Annotated in this window: 33 protein-coding genes and 1 pseudogene; 33 read left to right on the forward strand and 1 reads right to left on the reverse strand. The window is 60.3% G+C overall.

Annotated features, from left to right (window positions below; genetic code table 11):
- The 30 genes and pseudogenes from AYB31_RS21160 to katG form a co-directional block, all read left to right on the forward strand.
- A pseudogene (locus tag AYB31_RS21160) lies at positions 1–73 on the forward strand (hypothetical protein); the annotation flags it as partial.
- A 154-nt stretch (positions 74–227) separates the two neighbouring features.
- Complete coding sequence (gene rpsJ, locus AYB31_RS12400) at positions 228–539, forward strand: 30S ribosomal protein S10 (RefSeq protein ID WP_003186070.1); 312 nt, start codon at positions 228–230, stop codon at positions 537–539.
- An 83-nt stretch (positions 540–622) separates the two neighbouring features.
- Positions 623–1,258: a 50S ribosomal protein L3 gene (gene rplC, locus AYB31_RS12405; protein ID WP_068829011.1), complete on the forward strand. Its 636-nt coding sequence runs from the start codon at positions 623–625 to the stop codon at positions 1,256–1,258.
- Between the two features lie 14 nt (positions 1,259–1,272).
- Positions 1,273–1,875 carry a 50S ribosomal protein L4 gene (rplD, locus tag AYB31_RS12410; RefSeq protein WP_068829012.1) on the forward strand — a complete coding sequence of 201 codons (603 nt, stop codon included), beginning with the start codon at positions 1,273–1,275 and terminating at the stop codon, positions 1,873–1,875.
- Positions 1,872–2,171 carry a 50S ribosomal protein L23 gene (gene rplW, locus AYB31_RS12415; protein WP_068829013.1) on the forward strand — a complete coding sequence of 100 codons (300 nt, stop codon included), beginning with the start codon at positions 1,872–1,874 and terminating at the stop codon, positions 2,169–2,171. The genes rplD and rplW overlap by 4 nt, the downstream gene beginning before the upstream one ends.
- 14 nt (positions 2,172–2,185) lie before the next feature.
- The gene (gene rplB, locus AYB31_RS12420) at positions 2,186–3,007 is read left to right on the forward strand and encodes a 50S ribosomal protein L2 (protein ID WP_068829014.1); all 822 of its coding nucleotides are present in this window, start codon (positions 2,186–2,188) and stop codon (positions 3,005–3,007) included.
- Positions 3,008–3,023: 16 nt separating this feature from the next.
- Positions 3,024–3,299 carry a 30S ribosomal protein S19 gene (rpsS, locus tag AYB31_RS12425; protein WP_068829015.1) on the forward strand — a complete coding sequence of 92 codons (276 nt, stop codon included), beginning with the start codon at positions 3,024–3,026 and terminating at the stop codon, positions 3,297–3,299.
- A gap of 13 nt (positions 3,300–3,312) precedes the next feature.
- A complete protein-coding gene (gene rplV / locus AYB31_RS12430) occupies positions 3,313–3,645 on the forward strand; it encodes a 50S ribosomal protein L22 (protein ID WP_003210077.1) in 333 nt (110 codons plus the stop codon).
- A 13-nt stretch (positions 3,646–3,658) separates the two neighbouring features.
- Positions 3,659–4,345, forward strand: a complete 687-nt coding sequence (gene rpsC, locus AYB31_RS12435) for a 30S ribosomal protein S3 (protein ID WP_068829016.1) — start codon at positions 3,659–3,661, stop codon at positions 4,343–4,345.
- 12 nt (positions 4,346–4,357) lie between these two features.
- The gene (rplP, locus tag AYB31_RS12440) at positions 4,358–4,771 is read left to right on the forward strand and encodes a 50S ribosomal protein L16 (RefSeq protein WP_068829017.1); all 414 of its coding nucleotides are present in this window, start codon (positions 4,358–4,360) and stop codon (positions 4,769–4,771) included.
- Positions 4,771–4,962 carry a 50S ribosomal protein L29 gene (gene rpmC / locus AYB31_RS12445; RefSeq protein WP_016490538.1) on the forward strand — a complete coding sequence of 64 codons (192 nt, stop codon included), beginning with the start codon at positions 4,771–4,773 and terminating at the stop codon, positions 4,960–4,962. Before rplP ends, rpmC begins: the two co-directional genes overlap by 1 nt.
- A gap of 2 nt (positions 4,963–4,964) precedes the next feature.
- Complete coding sequence (gene rpsQ / locus AYB31_RS12450; RefSeq protein WP_068829018.1) at positions 4,965–5,231, forward strand: 30S ribosomal protein S17; 267 nt, start codon at positions 4,965–4,967, stop codon at positions 5,229–5,231.
- A gap of 22 nt (positions 5,232–5,253) precedes the next feature.
- Entirely contained in the window at positions 5,254–5,622 is a 369-nt protein-coding gene (gene rplN / locus AYB31_RS12455) for a 50S ribosomal protein L14 (protein WP_003243907.1), read from the forward strand.
- Between the two features lie 12 nt (positions 5,623–5,634).
- Positions 5,635–5,949 carry a 50S ribosomal protein L24 gene (rplX, locus tag AYB31_RS12460; RefSeq protein ID WP_068829019.1) on the forward strand — a complete coding sequence of 105 codons (315 nt, stop codon included), beginning with the start codon at positions 5,635–5,637 and terminating at the stop codon, positions 5,947–5,949.
- Between the two features lie 19 nt (positions 5,950–5,968).
- A complete protein-coding gene (gene rplE, locus AYB31_RS12465; protein WP_068829020.1) occupies positions 5,969–6,508 on the forward strand; it encodes a 50S ribosomal protein L5 in 540 nt (179 codons plus the stop codon).
- A gap of 14 nt (positions 6,509–6,522) precedes the next feature.
- Positions 6,523–6,828, forward strand: a complete 306-nt coding sequence (gene rpsN / locus AYB31_RS12470; RefSeq protein WP_068829021.1) for a 30S ribosomal protein S14 — start codon at positions 6,523–6,525, stop codon at positions 6,826–6,828.
- A gap of 175 nt (positions 6,829–7,003) precedes the next feature.
- The gene (rpsH, locus tag AYB31_RS12475; RefSeq protein ID WP_068829022.1) at positions 7,004–7,396 is read left to right on the forward strand and encodes a 30S ribosomal protein S8; all 393 of its coding nucleotides are present in this window, start codon (positions 7,004–7,006) and stop codon (positions 7,394–7,396) included.
- A gap of 12 nt (positions 7,397–7,408) precedes the next feature.
- A complete protein-coding gene (gene rplF / locus AYB31_RS12480; RefSeq protein WP_068829023.1) occupies positions 7,409–7,942 on the forward strand; it encodes a 50S ribosomal protein L6 in 534 nt (177 codons plus the stop codon).
- A 10-nt stretch (positions 7,943–7,952) separates the two neighbouring features.
- Entirely contained in the window at positions 7,953–8,303 is a 351-nt protein-coding gene (gene rplR / locus AYB31_RS12485) for a 50S ribosomal protein L18 (protein ID WP_068829024.1), read from the forward strand.
- A 3-nt stretch (positions 8,304–8,306) separates the two neighbouring features.
- Positions 8,307–8,834: a 30S ribosomal protein S5 gene (gene rpsE, locus AYB31_RS12490; RefSeq protein WP_068829025.1), complete on the forward strand. Its 528-nt coding sequence runs from the start codon at positions 8,307–8,309 to the stop codon at positions 8,832–8,834.
- Positions 8,835–8,836: 2 nt separating this feature from the next.
- The gene (gene rpmD, locus AYB31_RS12495) at positions 8,837–9,013 is read left to right on the forward strand and encodes a 50S ribosomal protein L30 (protein ID WP_068829026.1); all 177 of its coding nucleotides are present in this window, start codon (positions 8,837–8,839) and stop codon (positions 9,011–9,013) included.
- Positions 9,014–9,015: 2 nt separating this feature from the next.
- Positions 9,016–9,450 carry a 50S ribosomal protein L15 gene (rplO, locus tag AYB31_RS12500; RefSeq protein ID WP_068829027.1) on the forward strand — a complete coding sequence of 145 codons (435 nt, stop codon included), beginning with the start codon at positions 9,016–9,018 and terminating at the stop codon, positions 9,448–9,450.
- A complete protein-coding gene (gene secY / locus AYB31_RS12505) occupies positions 9,451–10,779 on the forward strand; it encodes a preprotein translocase subunit SecY (protein ID WP_068829028.1) in 1,329 nt (442 codons plus the stop codon).
- A gap of 31 nt (positions 10,780–10,810) precedes the next feature.
- Entirely contained in the window at positions 10,811–10,927 is a 117-nt protein-coding gene (gene rpmJ, locus AYB31_RS12510; protein WP_043217073.1) for a 50S ribosomal protein L36, read from the forward strand.
- A gap of 133 nt (positions 10,928–11,060) precedes the next feature.
- Positions 11,061–11,417, forward strand: a complete 357-nt coding sequence (gene rpsM, locus AYB31_RS12515) for a 30S ribosomal protein S13 (RefSeq protein ID WP_068829029.1) — start codon at positions 11,061–11,063, stop codon at positions 11,415–11,417.
- Between the two features lie 30 nt (positions 11,418–11,447).
- Complete coding sequence (rpsK, locus tag AYB31_RS12520) at positions 11,448–11,837, forward strand: 30S ribosomal protein S11 (RefSeq protein WP_068829030.1); 390 nt, start codon at positions 11,448–11,450, stop codon at positions 11,835–11,837.
- A 16-nt stretch (positions 11,838–11,853) separates the two neighbouring features.
- On the forward strand, positions 11,854–12,474 hold the full coding sequence (rpsD, locus tag AYB31_RS12525) for a 30S ribosomal protein S4 (RefSeq protein WP_068829031.1): 621 nt from the start codon (positions 11,854–11,856) through the stop codon (positions 12,472–12,474).
- 22 nt (positions 12,475–12,496) lie between these two features.
- A complete protein-coding gene (locus AYB31_RS12530; protein WP_043310325.1) occupies positions 12,497–13,498 on the forward strand; it encodes a DNA-directed RNA polymerase subunit alpha in 1,002 nt (333 codons plus the stop codon).
- A 43-nt stretch (positions 13,499–13,541) separates the two neighbouring features.
- Complete coding sequence (gene rplQ / locus AYB31_RS12535) at positions 13,542–13,931, forward strand: 50S ribosomal protein L17 (protein ID WP_021702687.1); 390 nt, start codon at positions 13,542–13,544, stop codon at positions 13,929–13,931.
- Between the two features lie 314 nt (positions 13,932–14,245).
- Entirely contained in the window at positions 14,246–16,396 is a 2,151-nt protein-coding gene (gene katG / locus AYB31_RS12540; protein ID WP_068829032.1) for a catalase/peroxidase HPI, read from the forward strand.
- A 47-nt stretch (positions 16,397–16,443) separates the two neighbouring features.
- Here katG and uvrA read toward each other — a convergent pair whose 3' ends face one another.
- Positions 16,444–19,278 (reverse strand): excinuclease ABC subunit UvrA, encoded by a 2,835-nt coding sequence (gene uvrA, locus AYB31_RS12545; protein WP_068829243.1) that lies wholly within the window; start codon positions 19,276–19,278, stop codon positions 16,444–16,446.
- A 133-nt stretch (positions 19,279–19,411) separates the two neighbouring features.
- Here uvrA and AYB31_RS12550 point away from each other — a divergent pair, with 133 nt between their 5' ends.
- The 3 genes from AYB31_RS12550 (at position 19,412) to AYB31_RS12560 (ending at position 21,924) form a co-directional block, all read left to right on the forward strand.
- Positions 19,412–20,800, forward strand: a complete 1,389-nt coding sequence (locus tag AYB31_RS12550; RefSeq protein WP_068829033.1) for an MFS transporter — start codon at positions 19,412–19,414, stop codon at positions 20,798–20,800.
- 15 nt (positions 20,801–20,815) lie between these two features.
- The gene (locus AYB31_RS12555; protein ID WP_068829034.1) at positions 20,816–21,313 is read left to right on the forward strand and encodes a single-stranded DNA-binding protein; all 498 of its coding nucleotides are present in this window, start codon (positions 20,816–20,818) and stop codon (positions 21,311–21,313) included.
- Between the two features lie 263 nt (positions 21,314–21,576).
- The gene (locus tag AYB31_RS12560) at positions 21,577–21,924 is read left to right on the forward strand and encodes a hypothetical protein (RefSeq protein WP_068829035.1); all 348 of its coding nucleotides are present in this window, start codon (positions 21,577–21,579) and stop codon (positions 21,922–21,924) included.
- Positions 21,925–21,965 lie beyond the last annotated feature (41 nt).

Consider the following 21,965-nt stretch of genomic DNA (forward strand, 5'->3'; position numbering starts at 1 on the left):
TGGTCTGCGCTTCGCGATTCGCGAAGGCGGCCGTACCGTTGGTGCTGGCGTGGTTGCCAAAATCGTCGAGTAATCGATTGATGCGGTAAAAGAAAAGGCCCTTCGGGGCCTTTTCTGTTTTTCTGATCAAAAGTTGACACCCCTAGGGTGCATCCGTACAATCACGCCTCCTTTTAACGGGCGTAGTCCGTCCGTTGGGGATAGCAGAGATAGAGTCTGAGGTCAAAATGCAAAACCAACAAATCCGTATTCGGTTGAAGGCTTTTGACCATCGCCTGATCGATCAATCTACCCAGGAAATCGTGGAAACCGCGAAACGTACTGGTGCTCAGGTGCGTGGTCCTATTCCTCTGCCTACTCGCAAGGAGCGTTTCACCGTTCTGGTTTCTCCGCACGTCAACAAAGACGCGCGCGACCAGTACGAGATTCGCACTCATAAGCGTGTTCTGGACATCGTCCAGCCGACGGATAAAACCGTCGACGCGCTGATGAAGCTCGACCTTGCTGCAGGCGTGGAAGTGCAGATCAGCCTCGGCTAAAACCTTGGGGTTTTAGTCGTGTAACGCTCTGAAATGGGCGGCCATAGCGGGTGAAAGCCCCGTACACTCATGAGGTTTACAACATGACTATTGGTGTAGTCGGTCGTAAGTGCGGCATGACCCGCATTTTCACCGAAGAAGGTGTCTCCATTCCGGTCACGGTCATTGAGATCGAGCCGAATCGCGTCACCCAGTTCAAATCCGAAGAAAGCGATGGCTACCGCGCTATTCAGGTGACCGTGGGCGAGCGTCGCGCTTCCCGCGTAACCAAAGCGCAGGCTGGTCACTTCGCCAAGGCTAATGTCGCTGCTGGTCGTGGCGTCTGGGAATTCCGTCTTGAAGAAGGCGACTACCAGGCTGGCGATCAGGTTACTGCCGAACTGTTCCAGGCTGGTCAGCTGGTGGATGTCACCGGTCAGTCCAAGGGTAAAGGCTATGCCGGTACCATCAAGCGCTGGAACTTCCGCGGTCAGGACAACACCCACGGTAACTCCGTTTCCCACCGTGCTCCGGGCTCCATCGGCCAGTGCCAGACTCCTGGTCGTGTATTCAAGGGCAAGAAAATGTCCGGTCACCTGGGCGCTGAGCGCGTGACTGTGCAGTCCCTTGAAGTGGTCCGTGTCGACGCCGAACGCAATCTGCTGCTGGTAAAAGGTGCCGTTCCTGGCGCTACCGGCGGTGATGTGGTTGTGCGTCCGGCTGTCAAAGCTCGCGGTTAAGAGGGGAAGCTGAGATGCAACTGAATGTAAATGGCGCTCAGGCTATCGAAGTCAGCGAGCGCGCTTTCGGCAGTGAGTTCAATGAGACTCTGGTGCACCAGGCTGTCGTCGCCTACATGGCTGGCGGTCGTCAGGGTACTCGTGGTCAGAAGACTCGTGCTGAAGTAGTTGGTGGCGGCAAGAAGCCGTGGCGTCAGAAGGGCACTGGTCGTGCTCGTGCTGGTTCCAGTGTTGGTCCGATCTGGCGTGGCGGTGGCGTGAGCTTCGCAGCCAAGCCGCAAGATCACAGCCAGAAGCTGAACAAGAAGATGTACCGCGCAGCTCTGCGCTCCATCCTCTCCGAGCTGGTTCGTCAGGATCGCCTGGTCGTGGTCGAAGACTTCGCAGTCGACGCCCCGAAAACCAAAGGCCTGCTGGGCAAGCTGGACGGCATGGGTCTGACTGACGTGCTGATCGTTACCGAAGCCGTTGACCAGAACCTGTACCTGGCTGCGCGCAACCTGCCGCATGTTGATGTTCGCGATGTTCATGGCTCCGACCCGGTCAGCCTGATCGCGTTCGACAAAGTGCTGGTTACCGTGTCGGCCGTGAAGAAATTCGAGGAGCTGCTGGCATGAACCAGGAACGCGTATTCAAAGTGCTGGTTGGCCCGCACATCTCCGAGAAAGCCTCCGTGCTGGCAGATGGTAAGAGCCAATTCGTTTTCAAGGTTGCCACCGATGCAACCAAGCTGGAAATCAAGAAGGCCGTAGAAGGCCTGTTCAGCGTGCAAGTCGCTACCGTCCGCACTGTCAACGTACAGGGCAAGACCAAGCGTACCGCTCGCGGCCTGGGCAAGCGTAACGACTGGAAGAAGGCTTATGTCTCCCTTCAGCCGGGCCAGGATCTCGATTTCACCAGCAGTGCTGAGTAAGGTAGGGGCGCATCATGGCAATCGTTAAATGCAAACCGACTTCCGCTGGCCGCCGTTTCGTGGTCAAGGTGGTCAATCAGGAGCTGCACAAAGGCGCTCCTTATGCTCCGCTGCTCGAGAAGAAGTCGAAGACTGGCGGCCGTAACAACAACGGTCGTATCACCACTCGCCACATCGGCGGTGGCCACAAGCAGCATTACCGTCTGGTCGATTTCCGTCGCAACAAGGATGGCATCCCTGCCGTTGTTGAGCGCGTGGAATATGACCCGAACCGCACCGCGCACATCGCTCTGCTGAAATATGCCGACGGTGAGCGTCGCTACATCATCGCGCCGAAGGGTGTGAGCGCTGGCGATCAGCTGGTGTCCGGTTCCGCTGCACCGATCAAGGTTGGCAATACCCTGCCGCTGCGCAACATCCCCGTTGGTTCGACCATTCATGGTATCGAACTGAAGCCGGGTAAAGGTGCTCAGCTGGTTCGCTCCGCTGGTGCTTCCGCCCAGCTGGTAGCTCGTGAAGGTGCCTACGTCACTCTGCGTCTGCGCTCCGGCGAGATGCGCAAGGTCCTGGCCGAGTGCCGTGCGACCCTGGGCGAAGTCTCCAACTCCGAGCACAGCCTGCGTTCCCTGGGTAAAGCTGGTGCCAAACGCTGGCGCGGCGTTCGCCCGACCGTTCGTGGTGTTGCCATGAACCCGGTCGATCACCCGCATGGTGGTGGTGAGGGTCGTACTTCTGGTGGTCGTCACCCGGTTTCGCCGTGGGGCTTCCCGACCAAGGGTGCGAAGACTCGCTCCAACAAGCGCACCGACAACATGATCGTTCGTCGCCGCAAGTAATTAGAGGGATACGACAGTGCCGCGTTCTCTGAAAAAAGGTCCTTTTATCGATCTTCACCTACTGAAGAAGATCGAAGTGGCGGTGGAAAAGAACGATCGCAAGCCGGTGAAAACCTGGTCGCGTCGCTCCATCATTCTGCCGCAAATGGTCGGTCTGACCATTGCTGTGCATAACGGTCGTCAACATGTCCCGGTCCTCGTGAACGAAGACATGGTCGGCCACAAACTCGGCGAGTTCGCTGGTACCCGCACTTATCGTGGGCACGTGGCGGACAAGAAAGCCAAGCGTTAAGGGGTAAGGAACGATGGAAGTAGCCGCTAAGCTGTCGGGCGCTCGAATCTCCGCCCAGAAAGCCCGCTTGGTCGCCGACCAGATCCGCGGGAAGAAGGTGGGCGAAGCGCTCAACCTGCTGGCTTTCAGCTCGAAGAAAGCCGCCGAGATCATCAAGAAAGTGCTGGAGTCGGCCGTTGCCAACGCCGAGCACAACGAAGGCGCAGACGTTGACGACCTGAAGGTCAGCACCGTTTTCGTCAACGAGGGGCGTTCGCTGAAGCGCATCATGCCGCGTGCCAAAGGCCGCGCTGATCGCATCGTCAAGCGGTCTTGCCATATCACTGTCAAGGTTGCGGACAAGTAACGGAGTCGATCAGATGGGTCAGAAAGTACATCCCACTGGCATTCGCCTGGGAATCGTCAAGGAGCACACCTCCGTTTGGTACGCAGACAAGCGTCAATACGCTGATTATCTGTTTGCCGACCTTAAGGTTCGTGAGTACCTCCAAGACAAACTAAAAAGCGCGTCCGTTAGCCGTATCGACATTGCTCGCCCGGCTCAAACCGCACGCATCACCATCCACACCGCTCGTCCCGGCATCGTGATCGGCAAGAAAGGTGAAGATGTTGAGAAGCTGCGTCAGGACCTGACCAAGCAAATGGGTGTGCCGGTGCACATCAACATCGAAGAGATCCGCAAGCCGGAGCTCGACGGTATGCTGGTAGCACAAAGCGTTGCTCAGCAGCTGGAGCGTCGCGTCATGTTCCGTCGCGCTATGAAGCGCGCCGTGCAGAACGCCATGCGCATTGGTGCCAAGGGCATCAAGATCCAGGTAAGTGGTCGCCTCGGTGGTGCGGAAATCGCCCGTACCGAGTGGTACCGCGAAGGTCGTGTGCCTCTGCACACCCTGCGCGCCGACATCGACTATGCAACCTACGAAGCGCACACCACCTACGGTGTGATTGGTGTGAAGGTTTGGATCTTCAAGGGTGAGGTCATTGGTGGCCGCACTGAAGAGCTGAAGCCGCAAGCGCCCGCTCCTCGTAAAAAAGCTGCCAAGTAAGGAGTACGCAAAATGCTGCAACCCAAGCGTACAAAATTCCGCAAGCAGATGACCGGCCACAACCGTGGTCTGGCCCATCGCGGTAGCAAGGTCAGCTTCGGCGAATTCGCCCTGAAAGCTGTTTCTCGTGGTCGCCTGACTGCTCGTCAGATCGAGGCAGCCCGTCGCGCCCTGACTCGTCACGTTAAGCGTGGCGGTAAGATCTGGATCCGCGTGTTCCCGGACAAGCCGGTTACCAAAAAGCCCCTCGAAGTTCGTATGGGTAAAGGTAAGGGTGGCGTGGAGTACTGGGTAGCCCAGATCCAGCCGGGCAAGGTGCTGTACGAGATCGAAGGTGTTCCGGAAGCGCTGGCGCGTGAGGCTTTCGCCCTGGCTGCTGCAAAGCTGCCACTCGCCACCTCTTTTGTTAAGCGGACGGTGATGTGATGAAAGCGAATGAACTCCGTGAAAAATCGGTTCAGCAGCTGAACGAGCAACTGCTCGGTCTGCTGCGTGACCAGTTCAATCTGCGTATGCAGAAAGCCACTGGTCAGTTGGGGCAGTCTCACCTGCTCTCGCAAGTGAAGCGCGACATTGCTCGCGTGAAAACTGTGCTCAACCAGCAGGCAGGTAAGTGATCATGGCTGAAGCTGAGAAAACCGTCCGCACGCTGACTGGCCGCGTCGTCAGCGACAAAATGGACAAGACCATCACCGTTCTGATCGAGCGTCGCGTTAAGCACCCGATCTACGGTAAGTACGTGAAGCGCTCGACCAAGCTGCACGCTCACGACGAAACCAACCAGTGCAAGATCGGCGACAAGGTCACTATTCGTGAAACCCGTCCGCTGGCCAAGACCAAGAACTGGTCCCTGGTGGAAGTCGTCGAACGTGCTGTGGAAGTCTAAGGACTAAGGGTCGGAGAAAGATATGATTCAGACTCAATCCATGCTCGACGTCGCTGACAACAGCGGTGCTCGTCGCGTTATGTGCATCAAGGTCCTGGGTGGTTCGCACCGTCGTTACGCCGGTATTGGCGACATCATCAAGGTCACCGTGAAGGAAGCGATTCCGCGCGGCAAGGTGAAGAAAGGCCAGGTAATGACCGCTGTTGTGGTCCGTACCCGTCACGGTGTTCGCCGTGCCGATGGCTCGATCATCCGCTTCGATGGCAACGCTGCTGTTCTGCTGAACAACAAGCAAGAGCCGATCGGCACCCGTATCTTCGGGCCGGTAACTCGTGAACTTCGCTCTGAGAAGTTCATGAAGATCGTCTCGCTCGCCCCCGAAGTGCTGTAAGGAGAAGCCGTCATGCAAAAGATTCGTCGTGACGACGAGATCATCGTGATCGCCGGCAAAGACAAAGGTAAGCGTGGCAAGGTGCTCAAGGTTCTCGCTGACGACCGTCTGGTCGTTGGTGGGATCAACCTGGTGAAGCGCCACACCAAGCCGAACCCGATGCTGGGTGCTCAAGGCGGTATCGTCGAGAAAGAGGCGCCTCTGCACGTCTCTAACGTTGCCATTTTCAACAGCGAAACCAACAAGGCTGACCGCGTTGGCTTCAAAGTCGAAGACGGCAAGAAAATTCGTGTCTTCAAGTCCACCCAAAAGCCGGTTGGCGCTTGAGAAGCATAGGTAAAACACCATGGCACGACTGAAAGAGATTTACCGGAAGGAAATCGCGCCCAAGCTGAAGGAAGAACTGAAGCTGGCCAACGTGATGGAAGTTCCGCGCGTTACCAAAATCACCCTGAACATGGGTCTTGGCGAAGCGATCGGTGACAAGAAAATCATCGAGAACGCTGTTGCCGACCTGGAAAAGATCACCGGTCAAAAGCCGGTCGTGACCTTCGCTCGCAAGTCGATTGCAGGCTTCAAGGTTCGCGAGGGCTGGCCGATCGGCGTCAAAGTGACCCTGCGTCGCGATCGTATGTACGAATTCCTGGATCGCCTGCTCGCGATCTCCCTGCCGCGCGTGCGTGACTTCCGCGGCCTGAATGCCAAGTCCTTCGACGGTCGTGGCAACTACAGCATGGGCGTCAAAGAGCAGATCATCTTCCCGGAAATCGATTACGACAAGATCGATGCGCTGCGTGGTCTGGACATCACTCTGACTACCACCGCTCGTACGGATGATGAAGGTCGTGCTCTGCTGCGCGCCTTCAACTTCCCGTTCCGCAACTGATTGGAGTTTGGAACATGGCCAAAATGAGCATGAAAAACCGTGAGCTGAAGCGTCAGCAAACGGTAGCCAAGTACGCCAAAAAGCGTGCCGAGCTGAAAGCTGCGATTGCCAACCCGAACTCCACTCCGGAGCAGCGTTGGGAAGCCCAGATTGCCCTGCAAAAGCAACCGCGTGACGCCAGCGCCAGCCGCCTGCGTAACCGTTGCCGCATCACCGGCCGTCCGCACGGCGTGTACCGCAAGTTCGGCCTCGGCCGTAACAAGCTGCGCGAAGCTGCGATGCGCGGTGATGTACCGGGTCTGGTGAAAGCCAGCTGGTAAAAAAAGCGAAGCCGGCCTAGAGCCGGCTTTGTTTTTACTGATCAGGCCCCTTTGGGGCTTGATTCATTTTTGATCGATCTCTAGAATGTCCGGCTCTCCCGAGTCTGGCATTTGCCGAGTCGAGGATGGTTTCAGCCGTAAGGCTGTTTTTATTTGTATCAGGAGCATCTAGCCCATGAGTATGCAGGACCCGTTAGCGGACATGCTAACTCGTATCCGTAATGCCCAGATGGCTGAAAAGTCGGTAGTAAGCATGCCGTCTTCCAAGCTGAAGGTGGCAGTAGCCAACGTTCTCAAGAATGAAGGTTACATCGCGGGATACCAGGTCAGCAGCGACGTCAAGCCGCAGCTGTCCATCGAGCTGAAGTACTTCGAAGGCCGTCCGGTCATCGAGGAAGTGAAACGTGTCAGCCGTCCTGGTCTGCGCCAGTACAAGCCTGCTGATCAGCTGCCGAAAGTTCGCGGCGGTCTGGGCGTTTCTATCGTCTCCACCAACAAAGGTGTGATGACTGATCGCGCTGCACGCGCTGCCGGTGTCGGCGGTGAAGTGCTTTGCACCGTGTTCTAAGGGGGGATAAGCATGTCTCGCGTTGCTAAGAACCCCGTCAAGCTGCCGGCAGGTGTCGAGGTTAAACTCGCTGGTCAGCAGCTCTCGGTGAAGGGTGCCAAGGGCGCTCTGGAACTGAATGTGCACTCGTCTGTGGAAGTGATCCAGGAAGCTGGTGAGCTGCGTTTCGCTGCCCGTAATGGCGATCAGCAGAACCGCGCCATGGCCGGTACCACTCGTGCACTGGTCAACAACATGGTCATTGGCGTGAGCCAAGGCTTCGAGCGCAAGCTGCAGTTGGTCGGTGTGGGCTACAAAGCTCAAGCCAAGGGCCAGGTGCTGAACCTCGCGCTGGGCTTCTCCCATCCGATCGACTACGAACTGCCGCAGGGCGTTACCGCCGAAACCCCCAGCCAAACCGATATCCTGATCAAGGGCATCGACAAGCAGCTGGTTGGTCAGGTGGCTGCGGAGATCCGCGACTTCCGTCGTCCTGAGCCTTACAAAGGCAAAGGTGTGCGTTACGCCGACGAAGTCGTACGTCGCAAAGAAGCTAAGAAGAAGTAGGGCATAGCAAATGAGCGAAAAGAAAGAAACTCGTCTGCGTCGCGCTCGCAAGGCACGCCTGAAAATGCGCGAGCTGGAAACCGTACGCCTCAGCGTGTACCGCTCTTCCCAGCACATCTACGCCCAGGTCATTTCGGCCGACGGCGCCAAGGTTCTGGCCAGCGCCTCGACCCTGGACAAAGAACTGCGTGACGGCGCCACCGGCAACGTCGACGCGGCCAAGAAAGTCGGCCTGCTGGTTGCTGAGCGTGCGAAAGCCGCTGGCGTTACCCAGGTAGCGTTCGACCGTTCTGGCTTCAAGTACCACGGCCGTGTGAAAGCGCTGGCTGATGCTGCTCGTGAAGGCGGGCTGGAGTTCTAAGTTATGGCAAATCACGAGCAAAAGCGCGATCGCGACAACCGCGACGATGCCCAGGGCGAAGGCTACATCGAGAAGCTGGTCCAGGTTAACCGCGTTGCCAAGACCGTAAAGGGTGGCCGTATCTTCACCTTCACCGCGTTGACCGTGGTAGGTGATGGCAAGGGCCGCGTTGGTTTCGGTCGCGGCAAATCCCGCGAAGTGCCAGCCGCTATCCAGAAAGCGATGGAAGCTGCGCGCCGCAACATGATTCAGGTCGACCTGAACGGCACCACCCTGCAATACCCGATGAAGTCTGTGCATGGCGCTTCCCGCGTCTTCATGCAGCCGGCTTCCGAAGGTACCGGCATCATCGCCGGCGGCGCCATGCGTGCCGTGCTGGAAGTGGCTGGTGTGCAGAACGTTCTGGCCAAGTGCTACGGCTCTACCAACCCGGTGAACGTGGTGTATGCCACCTTCAAGGGTCTGAAGGCCATGCAGTCGCCGGATTCCGTGGCTGCCAAGCGTGGTAAGAGCGTCGAGGAGATTCTCTGATCATGGCTACCGTAAAAGTCACTCTGGTCAAAAGCACCAACGGCCGTCTGGCCAACCACAAAGCCTGCGTCAAGGGTCTTGGCCTGCGTCGTATCGGTCACGCCGTCGAAGTTCAGGACACTCCTGAAAACCGCGGCATGATCAACAAGGCTTACTACCTGCTGAAGGTGGAGGGTTAATCATGCAACTGAACGATCTGCGCTCCGCGCCGGGTGCCCGTCGCGAGAAGCTTCGCGTAGGCCGTGGTATCGGTAGCGGTCTGGGTAAGACTGCTGGCCGTGGTCACAAAGGTCAGACCTCTCGTACCGGTGGCAAAATTGCTCCCGGTTTCGAGGGTGGTCAGCAGCCGCTGCACCGTCGTCTGCCGAAGTTCGGCTTCGTTTCCCTGAAGGCCATGGATCGCGCTGAAGTGCGCACTTCCGAGCTGGCCAAGGTGGATGGCGATGTCGTCTCCCTGCAGTCGCTGAAGGATGCCAACGTAATCAACCAAAACGTACAGCGTGTGAAAGTCATGCTGTCCGGCGAAGTTGGTCGCGCGGTCACCCTGAAAGGTATCGCCGCCACCAAGGGTGCGCGTGCGGCTATCGAAGCAGCTGGCGGTAAGTTCGAGGACTAAATGGCTAAGCAAGGTGCTCTCTCCGCGCTCAGCAATGGCGGGTTGTCCGAGCTCTGGGCTCGACTGCGTTTTCTGTTCCTGGCGATCATCGTCTATCGGATCGGTGCGCACATTCCGGTGCCCGGAATCAATCCTGACCGGCTGGCCGACCTGTTTCGGCAGAACGAGGGGACCATTCTTAGCCTGTTCAACATGTTTTCCGGTGGCGCGCTGGAGCGCATGAGCATCTTTGCACTGGGGATCATGCCGTATATCTCGGCGTCGATCATCATGCAGCTCATGACCGCTGTCAGCCCGCAACTGGAGCAGTTGAAGAAGGAAGGGGAAGCTGGCCGTCGCAAGATCAGCCAGTACACCCGCTACGGCACGCTGGTGCTTGCCATCGTTCAGGCTGTCGGCATGTCCGTCGGCCTGGCGGGGCAGGGCGTCTCGTTTACGACTGATTTCGGCTTCTACTTCGTGGCGGTGACGACCTTCGTGGCCGGCGCCATGTTCATGATGTGGCTGGGCGAGCAGATCACCGAGCGCGGCGTTGGTAACGGTATCTCGATGCTGATTTTTGCAGGCATCGTGGCCGGTCTGCCAAGGGCCATCGGTCAATCCTTCGAGTCGGCGCGTCAGGGTGATATCAATATCTTTGCCCTGATTGCTGTCGCACTTCTGGCAGTCGCGATCATCGGTTTTGTGGTGTTCATTGAGCGTGGTCAGCGTCGCATCGCGGTGCACTATGCCAAGCGTCAGCAGGGCCGCAAGGTCTTCGCTGCGCAGACCAGCCACCTGCCGCTGAAGGTGAACATGGCCGGCGTCATTCCGGCTATCTTCGCCAGCAGTATCCTGCTGTTCCCGGCTTCGCTGGGGACCTGGTTTGGTCAGTCCGAGGGTTTGGGCTGGCTGCAGGATATCTCGCAGGCCATCGCTCCCGGCCAGCCGTTGAACATTCTGCTGTTTAGTGCAGGGATCATCTTCTTCTGCTTCTTCTATACGGCTCTGATGTTCAATCCGAAGGACGTAGCGGAAAACCTGAAGAAGTCTGGTGCCTTTATTCCGGGCATCCGTCCGGGTGAGCAATCCGCGCGCTACATCGATGGCGTGCTGACTCGCTTGACCATGTTCGGTGCTCTGTACATGACGGCCGTTTGCCTGCTCCCGCAGTTCCTGCAGGTGGCAGCCAACGTACCGTTCTACCTTGGCGGGACCTCGTTGCTGATCGTGGTCGTGGTTGTGATGGACTTTATGTCGCAAGTACAATCGCACCTCGTTTCGCACCAGTACGAATCCCTGATGAAGAAAGCCAACCTGAAGGGCTACGGCAGCGGCATGCTCCGCTGAAGTGGTTTCCGTAAGGTTCTAGGAGTTACTGATGAAAGTTCGTGCATCGGTCAAGAAGCTGTGCCGCAACTGCAAGGTCATCCGTCGCGACGGCGTCGTGCGCGTGATCTGCAGCGCGGAGCCGCGTCACAAACAGCGCCAAGGCTGAGTGTGATTTACGCGTAATGAGCCCGGCAGCTAGTGCGCTGCCGGGTTGATTCTTTGTTATTACAGCGCTAATATCGCGCGCCCTATTTCTTGGCTTCCAGGGCGTGGGTAGCTGTCAATTGGAGTTCCACTGAATGGCCCGTATTGCAGGCGTCAACATTCCGGATAACAAGCACACTGTTATCTCGCTGACCTACATCTACGGTGTTGGTCGGACTACTGCTCAGAAAATCTGTGCAGTCACCGGTGTCAACCCGGCGGTAAAGATCAAAGATCTCTCTGACGAGCAGATCGAGCAGCTGCGTGGCGAAGTCGCCAAGTTCACCACCGAAGGTGACCTGCGCCGCGAAATCAACATGAAAATCAAGCGTCTGATGGACCTGGGCTGCTACCGCGGTCTGCGTCATCGCCGTGGCCTTCCGGTCCGCGGTCAGCGCACCAAGACCAACGCGCGCACCCGTAAGGGCCCGCGTAAGCCGATCCGCAAGTAATTGCGCCCGCGAATCGACAGGAATTAAGTCATGGCTAAGCCTGCTGCTCGTACTCGTAAGAAAGTCAAAAAGACAGTTGTGGATGGCATCGCCCATATCCACGCTTCTTTCAACAACACCATCGTGACCATCACTGACCGTCAGGGTAACGCCCTGTCCTGGGCTACTTCTGGTGGTTCCGGTTTCCGCGGTTCCCGTAAGAGCACTCCGTTCGCTGCCCAGGTGGCTGCCGAGCGTGCCGGTCAGGCTGCTCTGGAATACGGCCTGAAGAACCTCGACGTGAACGTCAAGGGCCCAGGTCCGGGTCGCGAATCCGCTGTCCGTGCTCTGAACGGTTGCGGCTACAAAATCGCCAGCATCACCGACGTGACGCCAATCCCGCATAACGGGTGCCGTCCGCCGAAGAAGCGTCGCGTGTAATAGGAGACAGTGAAGAATGGCTCGTTACATTGGTCCCAAGTGCAAACTGTCTCGCCGTGAAGGCACCGATCTCTTCCTGAAGAGTGGTGCGCGCGCGCTCGAATCCAAGTGCAACATCGAATCGGCTCCTGGCCAGCACGGCGCTCGTCGTGGTCGTCAGTCCGACTACGGCACCCAGCTGCGTGAAAAGCAGAAAGTCCGTCGTATCTACGGCGTGCTGGAGCGTCAGTTCAGCGGTTACTACAAGGAAGCTGCCCGTCGCAAGGGCGCTACCGGCGAGAACTTGCTGCAACTGCTGGAATGCCGTCTGGACAACGTGGTTTACCGCATGGGCTTTGGTGCTACCCGCGCCGAATCCCGTCAGCTGGTATCGCACAAAGCCATCACCGTGAACGGTTCGACCGTGAACGTCCCGTCTTACCAGGTTAAAGCTGGTGACGTCGTGGCTGTTCGCGAAAAGGCCAAGAACCAGCTGCGTATCGTCCAGGCTCTCGACCTGTGCGCCCAGCGTGGTCGCGTTGAGTGGGTAGACGTGGATGCTGAGAAGAAATCGGGCGTGTTCAAAAGCGTTCCGGCTCGTGGCGATCTGTCTTCCGACATCAACGAAAGCCTGATTGTCGAGCTCTACTCCAAGTAAGGGCTAGAAAATAGGTGCATCCATGCAGATTTCGGTAAATGAGTTCCTGACCCCCCGCCATATTGATGTGCAGGCGGTCAGTTCGACCCGCGCCAAGATCACCCTCGAGCCTCTCGAGCGTGGTTTTGGCCATACCCTGGGCAACGCGCTGCGTCGCATCCTGTTGTCCTCCATGCCTGGCTGTGCAGTAGTCGAGGCCGAGATTGACGGTGTACTCCACGAGTACTCCGCCATCGAAGGTGTGCAGGAAGACGTAATTGAAATCCTGCTGAACCTGAAAGGTCTGGCTATCAAGCTGCACGGTCGTGACGAAGTCACCCTGACTCTGGCCAAGAAGGGCTCGGGTGTGGTCACCGCTGCCGATATTCAGCTGGATCACGATGTCGAGATCGTCAATGGTGACCACGTGATCGCCAACCTGGCGGACAACGGCGCTCTGAACATGAAGCTCACCGTGCGCCGTGGCCGTGGCTACGAGCCGGCTGATGCCCGTCAGAGCGATGAAGACGAGAGCCGTAGCATTGGCCGTCTGCAGCTGGACTCTTCGTTCAGCCCGGTTCGCCGTGTGGCTTACGTGGTGGAGAACGCTCGCGTCGAGCAGCGTACCAACCTGGACAAGCTGGTCATCGACCTGGAAACCAACGGCACCCTGGATCCTGAAGAGGCCATCCGTCGTGCCGCGACCATCCTCCAGCACCAACTGGCGGCCTTCGTTGATCTGAAGGGCGACAGTGAGCCGGTTGTGGTCGAGCAGGAAGACGAGATCGATCCGATCCTGCTGCGTCCGGTAGACGACCTCGAACTGACCGTGCGTTCGGCCAACTGCCTGAAGGCGGAGAACATCTACTACATCGGCGATCTGATTCAGCGCACCGAAGTAGAGCTGCTCAAGACTCCGAACCTGGGCAAGAAGTCCCTGACCGAGATCAAGGACGTTCTGGCCTCCCGTGGTCTGTCCCTCGGCATGCGCCTCGACAACTGGCCGCCGGCAAGTCTGAAGAAGGACGATAAGGCTACTGCCTGATCGTCCGTAATCACCGAACCGAAAGTTTGGTAAGGAATTAATCATGCGTCATCGTAAAAGTGGCCGTCACCTGAGCCGCACCAGCGCCCACCGCAAGGCCATGTTCCAGAACATGGCGGTGTCGCTGTTCGAACACGAACTGATCAAAACCACCCTGCCGAAAGCCAAGGAACTGCGCCGCGTTGCCGAGCCGCTGATCACCCTGGCCAAGGTAGACAGCGTCGCCAACCGTCGCCTGGCCTTCGACCGCACTCGTTCGAAAGCCATCGTCGGCAAGCTGTTCAACGACCTGGGCAAGCGTTATGCCACCCGTCAGGGCGGCTACCTGCGTATCCTCAAGTGCGGCTTCCGTGCTGGTGACAACGCGCCTATGGCGTACGTCGAGCTGGTTGACCGTCAGGTTGCTGGTGAAGCTGTAGAAGCTGCTGAATAAGTCGCTTCAGATGTACAAAAAACCGGGCCTTGGCCCGGTTTTTTATTGCCGTCATGAAAGTAATTATCTATCGAGGTTGTCGATCTAATATATTGGTTCACTTGTCGTTCGTCTTCTACTCTTGATTCAGCGCTGAAGGCAAGACCCGTATCGGCAGCACATCCCTTCTATCCGATTGGTTGGTTTGATCGCTAGTTTGCTCCCGATTCCCGTCTCGCGCTGCTTATGGCAGGGCGTCGGCCCTAGCTTCGCTGATCGGTGCCAGGTCCTGCGGGCCGGGTATATGGAAGACAACCACAAAAGGTAAAACGACCATGTCAAACCAAGGCAAATGTCCGTTCAATCATGTCGCCGGCGGTGGCACAACGAACAAGGACTGGTGGCCCAACCAGCTACGTGTAGACCTGCTCAACCAGCACTCTGAAAAGTCCAACCCGCTCGGCGAAAAATTCAACTATGCCGAAGAATTCAAGAAGCTCGACTACAAGGCCCTGAAGGCCGATCTGGTCAAGCTGATGACCAATTCGCAGGATTGGTGGCCGGCCGACTTTGGCCATTATGGCCCGCAGATGATCCGCATGGCCTGGCACGCCGCGGGTACCTATCGCACCACCGACGGTCGCGGCGGCGGTGGTCGTGGTCAACAGCGTTTCGCTCCGCTCAACTCCTGGCCGGACAACGTCAACATCGACAAGACTCGCCGCCTGCTGTGGCCAATCAAGCAGAAGTACGGTCAGCAGATTTCCTGGGCCGACCTGCTCATTCTCGCCGGCAATGTGGCGCTGGAGTCCATGGGCTTCCGTACCTTCGGTTTCGCGGCTGGACGTGAGGACGTGTGGGAACCGGACATGGATGTGAACTGGGGGGCGGAGATCGCCTGGCTGGGCGTGGACCCGGAGCGTGTGACGGGTGACCGCGAGCTGACTGCGCCGTTTGGCGCCACCCATATGGGCCTGATCTATGTGAACCCCGAGGGGCCCAACGCCAGTGGCGACTACCTGGAAGCCGCCAAGGATATCCGTACTACCTTTGGCCGCATGGCCATGGATGACGAGGAAACCGTCGCCCTGATCGCCGGCGGCCACACCTTCGGCAAGACTCACGGCGCCGCGCCGGAATCGCACAAGGGGCCGGAACCCGAAGCCGCCCCGCTTGAGGCACAGGGCCTGGGTTGGATGAGCGACTTCGGCAGTGGCCATGGCAAGGACACTGTCTCCAGTGGCCTGGAGGTCACCTGGACCAAGACGCCGTCGCTGTGGAGCAACAACTTCTTCGAGAACCTGTTCAAGTACGAGTGGGAGCTGACCAAGTCGCCCGCCGGTGCCAAGCAGTGGGTAGCCAAGGACGCGCCGGAAATCATTCCGGACGCTCATGTGCCGGGCAAGTTCCATAAACCGACCATGCTCACCACCGACCTGACCCTGCGTTTCGACCCCGAGTTCGGCAAGATCTCCAAGCGCTTCCTGGATGACCCTCAGGCCTTCGCCGAAGCGTTCGCTCGCGCCTGGTTCAAACTGACTCACCGCGACATGGGGCCGAAGGCTCGCTACCTTGGTCCGGAAGTGCCGAAGGAAGACCTGATCTGGCAGGACCCGCTGCCAGCTGCCACGCATAACCCCAGCGCGGCCGACATTGCCGACCTCAAGGCCAAGATCGCGGCTTCCGGGCTGTCGGTCGGCGACCTGGTATCGGTGGCCTGGGCCTCGGCTTCGACCTTCCGTGGCGGCGACAAGCGTGGTGGTGCCAACGGCGCGCGCCTGGCTCTGGCGCCGCAGAAGGACTGGGCGGTGAACAAACGAGCCATCAAGGCGCTGCCGAAGCTGGTGGAGATCCAGAAGGCTTCCGGCAAGGCGTCGCTGGCCGACGTCATCGTGCTGGCCGGCAACGTGGGCGTGGAGATGGCCGCCAAGGCTGCCGGGGTGAGCGTGGACGTGCCCTTTGCTCCCGGCCGTGTCGACGCCACGCAGGCGCAGACCGACGTCGAGATGTTCGAAGTGCTCGAACCCGTTGCCGATGGTTTCCGCAACTACAGCAAGGGCAACCTGGGCGTGCCGAGCGAGGCCATGCTGATCGACAAGGCGCAGTTGCTGACCCTGACTGCGCCGGAGCTGACCGCACTGGTCGGCGGCCTGCGAGTGCTCGGAGCCAACCACGATGGCAGTCAGCATGGCGTGTTCACCGACAAGGTTGGCGTCTTGTCCAACGACTTCTTCGTCAACCTGCTGGACATGGGCACCGAGTGGAAGGCGGTGGGTGCCGATGCGGAAGTGTTCGAGGGCAAGGACCGTGCTAGCGGCAAGGTGAAGTTCACCGGTACCCGCAGCGACCTGGTGTTCGGTTCCAACTCGATCCTGCGTGCCTATGCCGAGGTGTACGCCAGCGCCGATGGTCAGGCGAAGCTGATCAAGGACTTCGTGGCCGCCTGGAGCAAGGTGATGACGCTGGATCGCTTCGATCTGGCCTGATTCGCCTGCCGTAATAAAAAGCCCCGCTAGTGCGGGGCTTTTTATTTTCAGCTGCGATCGCGTTCCAGCAGCGGCTTGAGGAAGTGCCCGGTATGCGAGGCCGGGTTGGCCGCCACTTCCTCCGGCGTGCCGGTGGCGATGATCATGCCGCCCTTGGAGCCGCCCTCGGGGCCGAGGTCGACTAGCCAGTCGGCAGTCTTGATCACGTCCAGGTTGTGCTCGATCACCACCACGGTGTTGCCGTGGTCGCGCAGGCGGTGCAGCACGTCGAGCAACTGCTGGATATCGGCGAAGTGTAGGCCGGTGGTCGGCTCGTCGAGGATGTACAGGGTCTTGCCGGTATCGCGCTTGGACAGCTCGCGGGAGAGCTTGACCCGTTGCGCTTCACCGCCGGACAGGGTGGTCGCCGACTGGCCCAGCTTGATGTAGGACAGGCCGACGTCCATCAGCGTCTGTAGCTTGCGCGCCAGGGCCGGCACCGCGTCGAAGAACTCGCGGGCCTCCTCGATGGTCATGTCGAGCACTTCGGTGATGTTCTTGCCCTTGTACTTCACTTCCAGGGTTTCGCGGTTGTAGCGCTTGCTCTTGCACACGTCGCAGGGCACGTAGATGTCCGGCAGGAAGTGCATCTCCACCTTGATCAGGCCGTCGCCCTGGCAGGCCTCGCAGCGTCCGCCCTTGACGTTGAAGCTGAAGCGCCCTGGCCCGTAGCCGCGCGAGCGCGACTCCGGCACGCCGGCGAACAGCTCGCGGATCGGGGTGAACAGGCCGGTGTAGGTCGCCGGGTTGGAGCGTGGTGTGCGGCCGATCGGGCTCTGGTCGATGTCGACCACCTTGTCCAGGTGCTGCAGGCCGTCGATGCTGTCGTGGGCGGCGGCTTCCAGGGTAGTGGCGCCGTTCAGCGCGGTGGCGCTGAGCGGGAACAGGGTGTTGTTGATCAGGGTCGACTTGCCAGAGCCGGACACGCCGGTGACGCAGGTGAGCAGGCCGATCGGAATCTCCAAATCTACGTTGCGCAGGTTGTTGCCGCGCGCGCCCTTGATCTTCAGCGAGAGCTTCTTGTCACGCACGGTGCGCTGGGCTGGGTAGCGGATCTTCTCGCGCCCGGACAGGTACTTGCCGGTCAGCGAGTCCGGGTGGGCCATGACTTCGGCGGCGGTGCCCTCGGCGACGATGCGCCCGCCATGCACGCCGGCACCCGGGCCGATGTCCACCACATAGTCGGCCAGGCGAATGGCGTCCTCGTCGTGCTCGACCACGATTACCGTGTTGCCGATGTCGCGCAGGTGCTTGAGGGTGCCGAGCAGGCGCTCGTTGTCGCGCTGGTGCAGGCCGATGCTAGGCTCATCGAGGATGTACATCACGCCGACCAGGCCGGCGCCGATCTGGCTGGCCAGGCGGATGCGTTGGGCCTCTCCGCCGGACAGAGTGTCGGCGCTGCGGTCCAGGGTCAGGTAGTCGAGACCGACGTTGACCAGGAACTGCAGGCGCTCGCGGATTTCCTTGAGGATCTTGTCGGCGATCTCGCCACGCCGGCCGGTCAGACTCAGGCCGCCAAAGTAGTCGGCGGCATCGCCGATCGGCAGGCCGGTGACGGCCGGCAGGGTGCGCTCGCCAACCCACACATGGCGGGCCTCGCGGCGCAGGCGGGTACCGCGGCAGTCCGGGCAGGGCTGGGTGCTGAGGAACTTGGCCAGCTCCTCGCGCACCGTGGTCGATTCGGTTTCTCGGTAGCGCCGTTCCAGGTTGGGCACGATGCCCTCGAAGGGATGCGAGCGTTTGACGATATCGCCACGATCATTGAGGTAGCGAAACTCGACGTCGTCGCGCCCGCTACCGTAGAGGATGACTTTCTGCTCGTCGGCGGACAGCTCCTCGAACGGTTCTTCCAGGCTGAATCCATAGTGCGCGGCCAGCGAGCCGAGCATCTGGAAGTAGTAGACGTTGCGCCGGTCCCAGCCGCGAATGGCGCCCTCGGCCAGGGTCAGTTCGCCATTGACCAGGCGGCGGGTGTCGAAGAACTGCTTCACGCCCAGGCCGTCGCAGGTCGGGCAGGCGCCGGCCGGGTTGTTGAAGGAGAACAGCTTGGGTTCCAGCTCGCTGATCGAGTGGCCGCAGTGCGGGCAGGCGAAACGCGCGGAGAAGATGGTTTCCTCGCCGGGCTCGTCATCCATGGGAGCGATCAGGGCGATGCCGTCGGCCAGCTTCAGTGCGGTTTCGAAGGACTCGGCCAGGCGTTGCTGCAGGTCCTCACGCACCTTGAAGCGGTCCACCACCACATCGATGCTGTGCTTCTTCTGCTTGTCCAGCTTGGGCAGCTCGTCCAGCTCATGCAGCTTGCCGTTGACCCGGGCGCGGACGAAGCCCTGGGCGCGCAGCTCCTCGAACACCGACAGGTGCTCGCCCTTGCGCTCGCGGATCACCGGCGCCAGCAGCATCAGCTTGCGGCCTTCCGGCAGCGCGAGCACCTGGTCGACCATCTGGCTGACGGTCTGCGCTTCCAGTGGTACGTCGTGGTCCGGGCAGCGCGGCGTACCGACGCGGGCGTAGAGCAGGCGCAGGTAGTCGTAGATTTCGGTGATGGTGCCGACGGTGGAGCGCGGGTTGTGCGAAGTGGACTTCTGCTCGATGGAGATGGCCGGGGAGAGGCCTTCGATGGTGTCGACGTCGGGCTTCTCCATCATCGACAGGAACTGCCGGGCGTAGGCCGACAGGGACTCGACGTAGCGGCGTTGGCCCTCGGCGTAGAGTGTGTCGAAGGCCAGCGACGACTTGCCGGAACCGGACAGGCCGGTGATCACGATCAGCTTGTCGCGCGGCAGGGTCAGGTCGATGTTTTTCAGGTTATGGGTACGTGCCCCACGAATCAGAATCTTATCCACGAACAACGGCCTCGCATGGCGGGCGGAAACCGCGAAGTATACGGCCGCGGGCTACCACGCGGCAAAGCGCCGCGCCTGTGATGGTGGTGCCGCTGCTGCTAGAATCGCCGGCTCATTTGCACAGGGTTCTTCGATGCACGATTTGCACAGCGAACGCATGAGCGCCCGCGAGACCCGCGCCGCCGGTGGCCTGGCGCTGGTCTTCGCCTTTCGCATGCTCGGCATGTTCATGGTTCTGCCGGTGCTGGCCACCTATGGCATGGATCTGGACGGCGCCACGCCGGCGCTGATCGGCCTGGCCATTGGCGCCTACGGCCTGACCCAGGCGGTACTGCAGATTCCCTTCGGCATTCTCTCCGACCGTATCGGCCGCCTGCCGGTGATCTTCGCCGGGTTGCTGATCTTCGCCGCCGGCGCGGCCCTGGCGGCCAACGCCGACACCATCTGGGGGGTGATCGCCGGGCGTGTGCTGCAGGGCGCCGGGGCCATCTCGGCGGCAGTGATGGCGCTGCTCTCGGACCTGACCCGCGAGCAGCACCGGACCAAGGCTATGGCCATGATCGGCATGAGCATCGGCCTGTCGTTCGCCGTGGCCATGGTGATCGGCCCGCTGCTGACCCGCGCCTTCGGCCTGGCGGGGCTGTTCTGGGTCACCGCCGGCATGGCCCTGATCGGCATGCTGATCATTGCCCTGATCGTGCCGCGCGCCGCACAGACGCTGCAGCACCGTGAGTCCGGCGTGGCGCGCCAGGCGTTGCTGCCAACGCTGCGCAACCGCGAGTTGCTGCGTCTGAACCTGGGCATCGGTGTGCTGCATGCCATCCTCATGGCCAGTTTCGTGGTGCTGCCGCTGGCGCTGGTAGAGCAAGGCGGGCTGGCCAAGGAAGAGCACTGGTGGGTCTACCTCAGCGCGTTGCTGATCGGTTTCTTCGGCATGGTGCCGTTCATCATCTACGCCGAGAAAAAGCGCCAGATGAAACGTGTGCTGTGCGGCGCGGTGCTGGTGCTGGTGCTCTGCGAGCTGTTCTTCTGGGGTTTCGGCCACGGGCTCAAGGCGCTGGTGCTGGGCTTCGTGCTGTTCTTCACCGCCTTCAACCTGCTGGAGGCCTCGCTGCCGTCGCTGGTCAGCAAGGTGGCCCCGGCCGGCGGCAAGGGCACGGCCATGGGCGTGTACTCCACCAGCCAGTTTCTCGGCGCCGCGCTGGGTGGCATTCTCGGTGGCTGGCTGTACCAGCATGGCGGCCTGGATATGGTTTTCGTCGGCTGTGCGGCGCTGGGGCTTTTCTGGCTCGCGGCAGCTGCTACCATGCGCGAGCCGCCTTATGTGACCAGTTTGCGCCGCCCGCTTGCCGAGACGGCGCTGGCGGACAGCGGACTGGTGGGCCGACTCCTCGCAGTACCCGGCGTCAGCGATGCCGTGGTGGTGGCCGAGGAGGCCGCGTTGTACATCAAAGTGGATACCCAACAACTGGACCGCGTGTTGCTCGAGCAGGTGCTCGAAGAGGCCGCGGAGACGCATTGAGCTTAGGAGAACGAAATGGCCCGTGGGGTTAACAAAGTCATTCTGATCGGCAACGTCGGCGGCGACCCGGAAACCCGCTACCTGCCCAACGGCAACGCGGTGACCAACATCACCCTGGCCACCACCGACAGCTGGAAGGACAAACAGACCGGCCAGCAGCAGGAGCGCACCGAATGGCATCGCGTGGTGTTCTTCGGCAAGCTCGCCGAGATCGCCGGTGAATACCTGCGCAAGGGTGGCCAGTGCTACGTCGAAGGTCGTCTGCAGACCCGCGAGTGGGAGAAGGATGGCGTCAAGCGCTACACCACCGAGATCGTGGTCGACATGAACGGCACCCTGCAGCTGCTCGGCGGCCGTGGTAACAGCAATAGCGAAGGTGGCGAGTACGCCCCGCGCCAGCAGCAGTCGCGCCCGGCACCGCAGCAGTCCGCGCCGCAGCGCCCGGCGCCGCAACCGGCGGCCCAGCAGCCGGCCCCGGACTACGACAGCTTCGACGACGATATCCCGTTCTAAGTCGGAACCGTCGGTACACAGAGCCCGCCTTTTGGCGGGCTCTTGCGTTTGTGCGGGACGGAATTATCCCCATTGGCGTCCGGCGTCGAGCGCTGCGTCATGCAAATTGCACGCTGGTTGCGGCCAGTCGTGCATTCTGCATGGGGCGGTAGGCCGGTTGGTCTGGCTATGTGCCTGACCCGTATGGCGTTTTTCGTACCGACGGATTGGCACAGGCACTGCAACGACACAGGCTCCGACATTTATCGAGAGCGAACCGAGCCATGCACGCTGCCATCAAGGCGTTCTTCGACGCGTTTCCCGCGCACGACATTTCCATCACGCCGCGCCCAGACGGCACCCTGCTGCTGACCCTGCGCAGGCGCGGTGAGGTGCCGCTGAGCAAGGCCATCGACAGCGTCATGCTGCTCAGTCAGGCGAGCGTGCAGGAGCTGATCCTCGATGTGTCGTTGAGCCTCAAGCGGGCCAACGGCCAGGCACTGATGGCGGATGGGCGCGCGCAGTGGCGGCGCGATCTGCCGACGTTCTCCGGCGAACCGATTCATGTCACCGCCGCGCACCGGCTGGTGTACCGGCGCAAGCCGGCGCCGGCGCGCTCCCGCTCGCTCTAGTGCCGGTCGCTGCCTTGGCCTGAGCGATTGGGCAGAACATT

Origin of the sequence: Pseudomonas sp. BMS12, assembly GCF_001592875.1 — a bacterium.
Classification (GTDB): domain Bacteria; phylum Pseudomonadota; class Gammaproteobacteria; order Pseudomonadales; family Pseudomonadaceae; genus Aquipseudomonas.

What these genes read in the sequence shown, in the direction of transcription:
- rpsJ (WP_003186070.1), top strand. Translation starts at nt 228, where the DNA reads ATGCAAAACCAACAAATCCGTATTCGGTTGAAGGCTTTTGACCATCGC.
- rplC (WP_068829011.1), top strand. Translation starts at nt 623, where the DNA reads ATGACTATTGGTGTAGTCGGTCGTAAGTGCGGCATGACCCGCATTTTC.
- rplD (WP_068829012.1), top strand. Translation starts at nt 1,273, where the DNA reads ATGCAACTGAATGTAAATGGCGCTCAGGCTATCGAAGTCAGCGAGCGC.
- rplW (WP_068829013.1), top strand. Translation starts at nt 1,872, where the DNA reads ATGAACCAGGAACGCGTATTCAAAGTGCTGGTTGGCCCGCACATCTCC.
- rplB (WP_068829014.1), top strand. Translation starts at nt 2,186, where the DNA reads ATGGCAATCGTTAAATGCAAACCGACTTCCGCTGGCCGCCGTTTCGTG.
- rplV (WP_003210077.1), top strand. Translation starts at nt 3,313, where the DNA reads ATGGAAGTAGCCGCTAAGCTGTCGGGCGCTCGAATCTCCGCCCAGAAA.
- rpsC (WP_068829016.1), top strand. Translation starts at nt 3,659, where the DNA reads ATGGGTCAGAAAGTACATCCCACTGGCATTCGCCTGGGAATCGTCAAG.
- rplP (WP_068829017.1), top strand. Translation starts at nt 4,358, where the DNA reads ATGCTGCAACCCAAGCGTACAAAATTCCGCAAGCAGATGACCGGCCAC.
- rpmC (WP_016490538.1), top strand. Translation starts at nt 4,771, where the DNA reads ATGAAAGCGAATGAACTCCGTGAAAAATCGGTTCAGCAGCTGAACGAG.
- rpsQ (WP_068829018.1), top strand. Translation starts at nt 4,965, where the DNA reads ATGGCTGAAGCTGAGAAAACCGTCCGCACGCTGACTGGCCGCGTCGTC.
- rplN (WP_003243907.1), top strand. Translation starts at nt 5,254, where the DNA reads ATGATTCAGACTCAATCCATGCTCGACGTCGCTGACAACAGCGGTGCT.
- rplX (WP_068829019.1), top strand. Translation starts at nt 5,635, where the DNA reads ATGCAAAAGATTCGTCGTGACGACGAGATCATCGTGATCGCCGGCAAA.
- rplE (WP_068829020.1), top strand. Translation starts at nt 5,969, where the DNA reads ATGGCACGACTGAAAGAGATTTACCGGAAGGAAATCGCGCCCAAGCTG.
- rpsN (WP_068829021.1), top strand. Translation starts at nt 6,523, where the DNA reads ATGGCCAAAATGAGCATGAAAAACCGTGAGCTGAAGCGTCAGCAAACG.
- rpsH (WP_068829022.1), top strand. Translation starts at nt 7,004, where the DNA reads ATGAGTATGCAGGACCCGTTAGCGGACATGCTAACTCGTATCCGTAAT.
- rplF (WP_068829023.1), top strand. Translation starts at nt 7,409, where the DNA reads ATGTCTCGCGTTGCTAAGAACCCCGTCAAGCTGCCGGCAGGTGTCGAG.
- rplR (WP_068829024.1), top strand. Translation starts at nt 7,953, where the DNA reads ATGAGCGAAAAGAAAGAAACTCGTCTGCGTCGCGCTCGCAAGGCACGC.
- rpsE (WP_068829025.1), top strand. Translation starts at nt 8,307, where the DNA reads ATGGCAAATCACGAGCAAAAGCGCGATCGCGACAACCGCGACGATGCC.
- rpmD (WP_068829026.1), top strand. Translation starts at nt 8,837, where the DNA reads ATGGCTACCGTAAAAGTCACTCTGGTCAAAAGCACCAACGGCCGTCTG.
- rplO (WP_068829027.1), top strand. Translation starts at nt 9,016, where the DNA reads ATGCAACTGAACGATCTGCGCTCCGCGCCGGGTGCCCGTCGCGAGAAG.
- secY (WP_068829028.1), top strand. Translation starts at nt 9,451, where the DNA reads ATGGCTAAGCAAGGTGCTCTCTCCGCGCTCAGCAATGGCGGGTTGTCC.
- rpmJ (WP_043217073.1), top strand. Translation starts at nt 10,811, where the DNA reads ATGAAAGTTCGTGCATCGGTCAAGAAGCTGTGCCGCAACTGCAAGGTC.
- rpsM (WP_068829029.1), top strand. Translation starts at nt 11,061, where the DNA reads ATGGCCCGTATTGCAGGCGTCAACATTCCGGATAACAAGCACACTGTT.
- rpsK (WP_068829030.1), top strand. Translation starts at nt 11,448, where the DNA reads ATGGCTAAGCCTGCTGCTCGTACTCGTAAGAAAGTCAAAAAGACAGTT.
- rpsD (WP_068829031.1), top strand. Translation starts at nt 11,854, where the DNA reads ATGGCTCGTTACATTGGTCCCAAGTGCAAACTGTCTCGCCGTGAAGGC.
- AYB31_RS12530 (WP_043310325.1), top strand. Translation starts at nt 12,497, where the DNA reads ATGCAGATTTCGGTAAATGAGTTCCTGACCCCCCGCCATATTGATGTG.
- rplQ (WP_021702687.1), top strand. Translation starts at nt 13,542, where the DNA reads ATGCGTCATCGTAAAAGTGGCCGTCACCTGAGCCGCACCAGCGCCCAC.
- katG (WP_068829032.1), top strand. Translation starts at nt 14,246, where the DNA reads ATGTCAAACCAAGGCAAATGTCCGTTCAATCATGTCGCCGGCGGTGGC.
- AYB31_RS12550 (WP_068829033.1), top strand. Translation starts at nt 19,412, where the DNA reads ATGCACGATTTGCACAGCGAACGCATGAGCGCCCGCGAGACCCGCGCC.
- AYB31_RS12555 (WP_068829034.1), top strand. Translation starts at nt 20,816, where the DNA reads ATGGCCCGTGGGGTTAACAAAGTCATTCTGATCGGCAACGTCGGCGGC.
- AYB31_RS12560 (WP_068829035.1), top strand. Translation starts at nt 21,577, where the DNA reads ATGCACGCTGCCATCAAGGCGTTCTTCGACGCGTTTCCCGCGCACGAC.